Origin of the sequence: uncultured Planktosalinus sp. (assembly GCF_963973675.1) — a bacterium.
In the GTDB taxonomy this organism is placed as follows: Bacteria; Bacteroidota; Bacteroidia; order Flavobacteriales; family Flavobacteriaceae; genus Planktosalinus.
The window spans coordinates 1-8,244 of the sequence record NZ_CAXBAN010000088.1; the positions used below are offsets into that span (position 1 = coordinate 1).

At 35.9% G+C, this 8,244-nt stretch carries 6 protein-coding genes and 1 pseudogene; 4 read left to right on the plus strand and 3 right to left on the minus strand.

All coding sequences use genetic code 11. The features are described 5' to 3' along the window. Window positions 1-36: 36 nt before the first annotated feature. On the plus strand, window positions 37-1,233 hold the full coding sequence (locus AACY61_RS04985) for an FtsX-like permease family protein (RefSeq protein WP_339610486.1): 1,197 nt from the start codon (window positions 37-39) through the stop codon (window positions 1,231-1,233). Here AACY61_RS04985 and dusB read toward each other — a convergent pair. Together dusB and AACY61_RS04995 are read right to left on the minus strand one after the other, a co-directional pair. Beyond that, window positions 1,230-2,222, minus strand: a complete 993-nt coding sequence (dusB, locus tag AACY61_RS04990; RefSeq protein WP_339610487.1) for a tRNA dihydrouridine synthase DusB — start codon at window positions 2,220-2,222, stop codon at window positions 1,230-1,232. The two genes, AACY61_RS04985 and dusB, sit on opposite strands and share 4 nt — an antisense overlap. Window positions 2,223-2,282: 60 nt before the next feature. Then, the gene (locus AACY61_RS04995; RefSeq protein ID WP_339610488.1) at window positions 2,283-4,685 is read right to left on the minus strand and encodes an outer membrane beta-barrel family protein; all 2,403 of its coding nucleotides are present in this window, start codon (window positions 4,683-4,685) and stop codon (window positions 2,283-2,285) included. 231 nt (window positions 4,686-4,916) lie between these two features. On the opposite strand from AACY61_RS04995, the gene lepA reads away from it, so the two are divergent. Further along, the gene (gene lepA / locus AACY61_RS05000; protein WP_339610489.1) at window positions 4,917-6,713 is read left to right on the plus strand and encodes a translation elongation factor 4; all 1,797 of its coding nucleotides are present in this window, start codon (window positions 4,917-4,919) and stop codon (window positions 6,711-6,713) included. Here lepA and AACY61_RS05005 read toward each other — a convergent pair. Further along, complete coding sequence (locus tag AACY61_RS05005; protein WP_339610490.1) at window positions 6,710-6,931, minus strand: hypothetical protein; 222 nt, start codon at window positions 6,929-6,931, stop codon at window positions 6,710-6,712. The two genes, lepA and AACY61_RS05005, sit on opposite strands and share 4 nt — an antisense overlap. A 148-nt stretch (window positions 6,932-7,079) precedes the next feature. Between AACY61_RS05005 and AACY61_RS05010 the strand changes: the two genes are divergently transcribed. Together AACY61_RS05010 and AACY61_RS05015 are read left to right on the plus strand one after the other, a co-directional pair. Further along, a complete protein-coding gene (locus AACY61_RS05010; protein ID WP_339610491.1) occupies window positions 7,080-7,943 on the plus strand; it encodes an MBL fold metallo-hydrolase in 864 nt (287 codons plus the stop codon). Window positions 7,944-7,945: 2 nt separating this feature from the next. Continuing rightward, a pseudogene (locus tag AACY61_RS05015) lies at window positions 7,946-8,244 on the plus strand (peptidase S8); the annotation flags it as partial.

The window sequence follows — 8,244 nt, forward strand, 5'->3', positions numbered from 1 at the left end:
TGATCTTCTTGATAAACGAAAAAAATCGTAAACGGTGTGAGGTTTTCCTTTTACATCGCCAAGCGGTATTTATTTTCCAAAAGCAGTAACAATGCCATTAATATTATTACCGTTATTGCAGCAACAGGTGTTGTTGTGGGTGCAATGTCATTATTTATTGTTCTTTCAGGTTTTTCCGGATTAAAAGATTTTAGCCTCCAGTTTAGTTCTGTTTTTGATTCAGACTTAAAAGTATTTCCTGAAAACGGAAAAATCATTCAAATAACTCCAAAGCAAGAAAATCAATTAAATGAAATTGCCGGAATTGTGGCTTACTCAAAAATTATCGAGGAGCGCGTTTTTTTAACCTTCAAGGGGAAAAACTTTATTGCCAATATTAAAGGTGTAGACAGGCATTTTCAAAGTGTAAATTCAATTGACAGTACTTTAATTGTAGGTGGGTGGATGCAAAACCCAAATGAATCAGTTGTTGGAAATGAAATATCAAGAATATTGAGTTTAGGGGTTTACGACTATTCAGACCTGTTGGATGTTTACGTTCCAAAACCAGGAACAGGACAAATTACAGACCCCAACCAGGCATTCAATAAGACCAAAGTTGTGGTTTCTGGGATTTATCACGTCAATGAAGAGCTTAATTCAAAGTATGTTTTTACTAGTCTGGATTTAGCCAAAAACCTGCTTGCCTATTCCGATGAAGAGTTTAGTTCGATTGAAATTAAATTAACTCCTGAAACCAATGAAGAAGAATTAATAGCTCAGTTGGGTAACATTCTTAATCAACCGCTTATTTTTAAGAACAGGTTACAGCAAAACGATGCCTTGTATAAAATGCTAAATACCGAAAATCTAGCAGTATATTTGATTTTCACACTAGTGCTAATTATTGCTGTATTTAATATCATTGCTAGTATAATAATGATTATTTTGGACAAGAAGCACAACATCAAGACTTTAAAACATCTGGGGAGTACAATTCAAGAAATACGCAGAATATTTTACATTCAAGGGGTTTTTATGACTGTTTTAGGTGGTGTTTTAGGTATTATTTTGGGAATCATCATTGTACTTCTACAGCTTCAGTTTGACCTCATAATGATTACATCAACCCTTCCATACCCGATAAAGTTGGAATTCACAAACGTGTTGATTGTTTTAATAACAATTTTTGTTTTAGGGGTATTGGCTTCAAAAATTGCAGCAAGTCGTGTGAAAAACAGTTTGATTTCTTAAGAAAAATCATAATCATAAAAAGTTTCGAGTGCTTCTTCAAAAACTTCAAATACTGAAGAGGCATCATCACTGGTTACCATTTTCATTCGGTATTCCTTAAAGTTTGGAATTCCTTTAAAATAATTGGTGTAGTGCCTTCTTGTTTCAAAAACACCCAGCTTTTCTCCTTTCCAGTCAATCGCCATTTGCAAATGCCTCCTTGCGGCATCAACACGCTCTTCCATGGTGGGCGGTGCTATATGGATCCCTGTTTCAAAGTAATGTTTAACTTCCCTAAAAAACCAAGGGTAACCAATACTTGCTCTCCCAATCATAGCGCCGTCTAAACCGTATTGGTCACGCATTTCCATAGCGCGCTCAGGGGTGTCGACGTCTCCATTTCCAAAAACAGGAATGTGCATTCGGGGATTGTTTTTAACTTTAGCTATCGGCGCCCAGTCTGCATCCCCTTTGTACATTTGTGCACGGGTTCTTCCGTGAATGGAAATTGCTTTACAGCCTACATCCTGAAGTCTTTCGGATACTTCAACGATTTTGATGGAGTTTTCATCCCAACCAAGTCTCGTTTTCACAGTAATTGGTAGGTTTGTGTGTTTTACCATCGCTTCAGTGAGCGAAACCATCAGGTCGATGTCTTTTAATATTCCGGCCCCGGCTCCTTTTGAAACTACTTTTTTAACAGGGCATCCAAAATTAATATCAATTATATCAGGACCTGAAGCCTCTACGATTTCAACTGATTGAAGCATGGATTCAAGGTTAGCACCAAAAATCTGTATACCAACTGGCCGTTCTTTTTCGTAAATATCCAGCTTCATTACACTTTTGGCCGCATCTCTAATTAGGCCTTCACTGGAAATAAATTCTGTAAACACCACATCTGCTCCTTGCTCTTTACACAACGCCCTGAATGGTGGATCACTAACATCCTCCATGGGTGCCAAAAGCAAAGGAAACTCACCAACATCTAAATCGCCAATTTTTGCCATGGTTTAAATTTGGCCGTAAAGGTAAATGTTTTAGATGAAAATTAAACAACTGAAGTTAAGTTAGTCAATGCGATTGCGCTCGTCATTATCAATTTTTCTGGAAGTCTCATTAAGATTAAAGTTTCCAAAATTGTATACAAACCCAAGTTGAATATATTGAGTTTCAAGCTGGGCATAATAACTATGTTTTTGGTTTAAGTAGTTTGTTTGAAGTTTTCGGTTTGTGGTATCAAATATGTCATTTGCAGAAAGTGATACAGAGGCTTTATTGTTCCATAAGCTTTTTCTTAAGCCCAGAGAAACTGTTGTAAAGGAGTCCATTTGATAAGTACCGGCTACAATTCCGGTTAGGTGAACTAAAGATAAGTTACCTGTAAATGTTCTGTCTTTAGACAGGGTAAAGCCATTGTAAATTTGTATGAAAAAACCATCCGTTTTTAAGGTTACTTCTTCATTGTTGCTTTCTAAAGCAAGAAAAGAGTTTTCTTCGTGAAATAAAGAAAAATAATTGCTGTAAAACCACCACGGCCTGATAGAGGTTGCATACGAGAAATTAAGCCCGTAGCCTTTGCGAGCTTCCATGTTTGCTGATACTGAGTTTAAAAATCTGTTAGGGTTGTTTTGGAATGCTAAAACTTCAATGTCGTCTTGTGTGGTTCTATAGTAAAGTTCAAAATCAAAAGTGCCTTCTATAAGGTATGAAATGCTGTATCTATCTGTAATCGATGGTTTTAAGTGAGGATTACCGGAAGTAAAATTATTTTCATTTATGTAATATCTAAATGGATTTAAAAGATCATAATTGGGCCTGGTAATGCTTTTATTGTAAGCCAAAGTAACGCTGTGGTTTCCATTAGGTGAGTAGTTTAATGAAATGTTTGGAAATAGTTCAAAATAATCTTTTTTGTTGTTTTGGTTTAAAGCAATCGAGTTTCCTTCAGTTTCTGTTTGTTCTCCTCTAATGCTGAACAAAACCCGCCATTTATCCCAATTTTTTTTCAATCCAAGATATCCTGCCAATATCTTTTCATTATAGTCAAACTTGTCTGATTGAAAGCTATTATTTTGAGTTGAGTTATTCTGAATATTAAAGAAATCTATTCTGCTTTTTGAAAATATATTTGATGTTTTTAGACCTGTTTCTAAATTAAGGCCAAACACTATTGTTTCAAAATCAAGTTGGCCAACAACAATATTAATTTCTTGGTTAGAATCTGTTGAAAAGCTGTTTTGGTTTAATAAAATTCCGTTTGGTGAAAAATAATTTGAGTTTAATGCCTGTAATTTGCTGTGGTCAAAGTTTGTATAATGCATGTTTGCCGAAAGCTTTGTGACCTTATCGTTAAAATTGTGGTCCATTGACAAATCAAATGCAAGATTCATCTTATTACCATTCAACTTACTTGATGTTTTAAATATTGAGTCTACTTGCTTTTCCGGGTTGAAAATGGTTGCCAATTCGTAATTATCATACTTCAAATTGGGTTCGATAGATGTGAAACCGGTTAAGTTTAAAGTTGTTTTAGGACTCAGGTAATAATCTAAAGATGCGTTTAAATTATGAATGTCTTTCCGTGTGATTCTCTGAAAGTCTGAATCCCAAACTGAATTTACAGTCATATCAGGTTCAAAAAATGTGATTTCACCTTGGTCATTCTTATGCTCTTTTCTTTTGCTATAACTATAATCAACAAATAAGTTGATCACTTCATTTTTGAAAAAATGGCTGCTGCCAAATTTATATTTTGGAAAAATGGCTTGCGTATAGTTTGCCGAAACATTTCCCTTATAGCCGGGAAGGATATTTTTGCTGGTAACAATGTTCAAAATCATTCCGCTGTCTGCGTCATATTTTGCAGAAGGGTTTGTTATGACTTCTACACTACTCACGTTAGTTCCCGAAAAGCTCTCCAATAAACTTTTTAACTCTTCTGAATTTAAGTTTACCTTACGATCATTGATATAGACTGTTGCGGGTTGGTTTTTTATAGTTATGCTGTTTTGTTGAAGAATAACCCCTGGGGTTTTGCTTAAAATTTCCCAGGTACTTCCAGAAGAAACCGAACTATTTTCTACATTGAAAATTAATTTATCGGGGGTTCTTTGAATGATGGGTTTATGTACATTTAATGTAACCTCACTCAGACCCTCTGAGCCTTCGGTTAAAACAAGTGTTCCTAGATCTTGATTACTCTCTATATCTACATCAAAAGCAAACTCTTTAAAACCTATAAATCGTGCTTTGAATATGTATGACCCCTTTGGAATGTTTTTGATTAAAAATATACCGTTTTCCTCTGTTGCTGTTCCTGAAAAAAAAGTTGAATCTGTTTTTTTAAGCAAAAGAATGTTAACAAATGAAATAGGGTCATTTTCATGGTTTAATACCTTGCCACTCAAGGTGTACTCTTGAGAGTATAGAGTACACATCGTCAGAAGAAAAAAAATTAATGTTTTAGTCATTATATTTTCCAAACGTTTGGGAGTCCTTACAAAAATTAATCGTTGTTTGGGGAAAACTAATAGCGGCATTTTAATACCCTACAAATTTGTTAAAAAATTCCCAATAAACAACGACAAATGGCGTTTTTTTTTGTTAAATGACAATCAACCGGTTTAAAATTGATTTTATACATAGATGAAGGGTAAAACAATTATATTTGCAGCTTGATAAAGTAGGCAGCAACAATTTGTATGAAAAACATAAGAAACTTTTGCATTATTGCACATATTGATCATGGTAAAAGCACGCTTGCAGACAGGCTTTTAGATGCCACCGGGTCTGTAACCACAAGGGAAAAACAGGAGCAATTACTAGACAGTATGGATTTGGAACGTGAGCGAGGAATCACAATTAAAAGTCATGCCATACAAATGGAGTACGAATTTGAAGGTGAAAAATATATTTTAAACCTCATTGATACACCGGGTCATGTTGATTTTTCATATGAAGTTTCAAGATCAATTGCTGCATGTGAAGGAGCTTTGCTAGTTGTAGACGCGGCGCAAAGTATCCAGGCACAAACTATTTCAAATTTATACCTGGCCCTTGAAAACGATTTGGAAATTATTCCGGTTTTAAATAAAGTTGATTTACCAAGCGCCAACCCAGAAGAGGTTACAGATGATATTGTTGATCTTCTTGGTTGCAGCCACGAGGATGTTATTCCTGCAAGCGCAAAAACAGGGTTGGGGATTGAAGAAATCCTAGCTGCCATTATTCGAAAAGTTCCTTCACCCAAAGGAAGTGAAGACGAGCCTCTGCAGGCCATGATTTTCGATTCTGTATACAACCCTTTTAGGGGAGTTGAAACAATATTCAGGGTAATCAACGGAAGTATTAAAAAGGGCCAAAAAATAAAATTTGTTGCAACAGGAAAAACCTATGATGCTGATGAGGTGGGCACCTTAAAGCTAAAACAACAGCCTAAAAAAGAAATTAAGGCAGGCGATGTGGGCTATCTAATAACCGGCATTAAAGACGCCCGAGAGGTAAAAGTGGGTGATACCATCACTGACGCTGCAAATCCAACTAAAAACCCAATTTCTGGGTTTGAAGATGTTAAGCCCATGGTTTTTGCCGGTATTTATCCCGTTGACACGGAAGAATATGAAGAGCTCAGATCTTCCATGGAAAAATTACAGCTCAACGATGCCTCGTTGGTTTTTATTCCTGAAAGTTCTGCTGCATTAGGGTTTGGATTTAGATGTGGGTTTTTGGGAATGTTGCACCTTGAAATCATTCAAGAGCGATTAGAACGCGAATTTGACATGACGGTGATTACAACCGTGCCCAATGTTTCCTACCATGCTTTTTCTACAAAAAATCCAACTGAAATAATTGTTGTTAACAACCCTTCAGATTTACCCGACCCCTCAAGTTTAGATCGAGTTGAAGAACCTTACATTAAGGCAACAATCATCACAAAGGCAGATTTTGTTGGAAATGTGATGTCCCTTTGTATTGAAAAAAGAGGAATGATTACCAATCAAACCTATTTGACCCCAGAGCGTGTTGAATTGACTTTTGATATGCCATTGGCTGAAATTGTTTTTGATTTTTATGACCGCCTAAAAACAGTTTCAAAAGGCTATGCCTCTTTTGACTATTCCCCTATTGGAATGAGAAGCTCAAAGTTAGTGCGTGTTGACATCTTATTAAACGCACAAACAGTTGATGCTTTATCTTCATTAATTCACGTTGATAATGCCCACAATATTGGCAAAAAAATGTGTGAAAAACTAAAAGAGCTTATCCCAAGACAGCAATTTGATATTCCAATTCAGGCGGCCATAGGTTCAAAAATAATTGCTCGAGAAACGATTAAAGCGCTTCGCAAAGACGTAACGGCAAAATGTTATGGAGGTGATATTTCCCGTAAGCGAAAACTACTTGAAAAGCAGAAAAAGGGTAAAAAACGAATGCGCCAAGTGGGAAATGTTGAAATCCCGCAACAAGCTTTCATGGCGGTTTTGAAGTTAAATGATTAATTGCAGCTTACGCCTTCATTGATTAAACCTTCAAGGTAAATAGCATAACTTACACCTGTGTCTTCGCCATTAACAGAAGCATTTCCGTTATTTTCTTTGCAAAGATCAAACGATGTTGTAAGTTCTGAACTACACCTTCTGCACTCTGGTGTGTCATCACTTTTACAAGAAATGAAAAAAAGAAATGATAGTCCCGTAAGTAATAAGGTTTGTTTCATTTAAAAAAATTTAGCATCAAATATATACAACGTTAATCAAAGATACTTTCGTGTGAAGAACTATTTGTTAAAAATCACCTAATTCAAGCTGTTTGATTTACAAAAATGAAAGGCATTTCTTAATTTGCAACAATTTTAAAAAAAGAATATGACAATTTATCCTGTAGAAGCCGGAAATTTTAAGCTTGACGGAGGTGCTATGTTTGGTGTAGTTCCTAAATCCCTTTGGAACAAAACCAATCCGGCAGACGGAAACAACATGATTGACATTGCGGCACGATGCCTGTTGATTGAAGACGGAAATAACCTTATTTTGATTGATAACGGAATGGGGGACAAGCAGAGCGATAAGTTTTTTGGTTATTATTATCGTTGGGGAGATTTCAACCTTGATGATTCTTTAAAAAGCCTCGGCTTTCACAAAGACGATATTACAGACGTGTTTCTAACGCACTTACACTTTGACCATTGTGGTGGTAGTGTAGTATGGAATAAAGACCGCACCGGTTATGAACCTGCTTTTAAAAATGCTAAATTTTGGAGCAATGAAAACCATTGGAATTGGGCTACAAATCCCAACCCTCGTGAAAAAGCATCGTTTTTAAAAGAAAACATTTTACCAATTCAGAAAAGCGGTCAGCTTAACTTTATTCAACAAACTGGAGGGTCTATTCAAAACACAACAGAGCTGGATTTTGGTGTCTTTTTTGCAGACGGTCACACCGAAAAGCAAATGATACCGATGATGCACTACAAGGGTAAAACGCTCTGTTTTATGGCTGATTTATTACCCACTGCGGGACATATTCCATTGCCTTTTGTAATGGGCTATGATACAAGACCCCTTTTAACACTAGACGAAAAAGAACAATTTTTAAATCTTGCAGCTGATGAAAATTTTTACTTATTTCTTGAGCACGATGCTCATCAGGAAATAATCACAGTAGAACAAACCGAAAAAGGCGTGAGACTCAAAGAACGGTTTTCTTTTAATGAACTTTTTAACTCTTAATTATGCAATTTTTTAAATCAATTGCCTTTTCAATACTGGCATTATCATTTGTGGCTTGTGGCGGAACGTCAGCTATAGTTTCAACACCTATTACAAACATTGACCAACTTCCTCTTAAAGTTCAAGAACTTTCAGAAAATGAATTAAAAACCTGGTGGCAAAAAGATCTAATTCTTGACACAATACCCGGAATGAGTGTAGAGCGCACTTACAATGAAATTATCAAAAAAAGAAAGGGTCAAAAAGTTATAGTTGGCGTTATTGATAGTGGAATTGACATTGAACATGAGGACTTAAAAAG

Bases quoted from the DNA above. Each gene is read 5' to 3' on its own strand.
- AACY61_RS04995 (WP_339610488.1), bottom strand. From the start codon at position 4,685: ATGACTAAAACATTAATTTTTTTTCTTCTGACGATGTGTACTCTATAC.
- dusB (WP_339610487.1), bottom strand. From the start codon at position 2,222: ATGGCAAAAATTGGCGATTTAGATGTTGGTGAGTTTCCTTTGCTTTTG.
- lepA (WP_339610489.1), top strand. From the start codon at position 4,917: ATGAAAAACATAAGAAACTTTTGCATTATTGCACATATTGATCATGGT.
- AACY61_RS05005 (WP_339610490.1), bottom strand. From the start codon at position 6,931: ATGAAACAAACCTTATTACTTACGGGACTATCATTTCTTTTTTTCATT.
- AACY61_RS05010 (WP_339610491.1), top strand. From the start codon at position 7,080: ATGACAATTTATCCTGTAGAAGCCGGAAATTTTAAGCTTGACGGAGGT.